General features: G+C 76.0%; 1 protein-coding gene. It reads left to right on the top strand.

Features of this window, described 5'->3' with window-relative positions; translation table 11 throughout:
- Positions 1–383 (top strand): acyl carrier protein (locus G3I65_RS52090; protein WP_203612742.1); only part of this gene is annotated, 383 nt, incomplete at both ends.

The raw sequence follows: 383 nt of genomic DNA, 5'->3' as shown, positions 1-383 counted from the left end.
GACCGCATGCGGCGGGCCGGGGTCACCCCGCTGCCGCCGGCGGAGGCCGCGGCCGCGCTCGGCCGGGTCACGCGCTCGCAGGTCGTCGCCGACATCGACTGGGACGTCTACCTTTCCGGGCAGGCGCGTCCGCTGTACCGCGAGCTGGCTCCGGCGGCTCCGGTCGTCGAAGTCCACACCGGACTCGGCGACCGGCTGGCCGGGTTGTCCGCGGCCGATGCGGGCGAGCTCGTCCTCGACGTCGTCCGCGAGCACGTCGCGGCGGTGCTCGGCCACGGCCGGGCGGTGGACGTGGCGCCGGACCGGGCGTTCAGCGAAACCGGCTTCACGTCGCTGACCGCGGTGGAACTGCGCAACCGCCTCGACCGCGTCACCGGGCTGAG

It is taken from the genome of Amycolatopsis sp. SID8362 (assembly GCF_010550475.1).
GTDB classification, from domain to species: domain Bacteria; phylum Actinomycetota; class Actinomycetes; order Mycobacteriales; family Pseudonocardiaceae; genus Amycolatopsis; species Amycolatopsis eburnea.
Note: the sequence above shows the minus strand (reverse complement) of the source record. Positions and strands in the feature narration are given on the sequence as shown.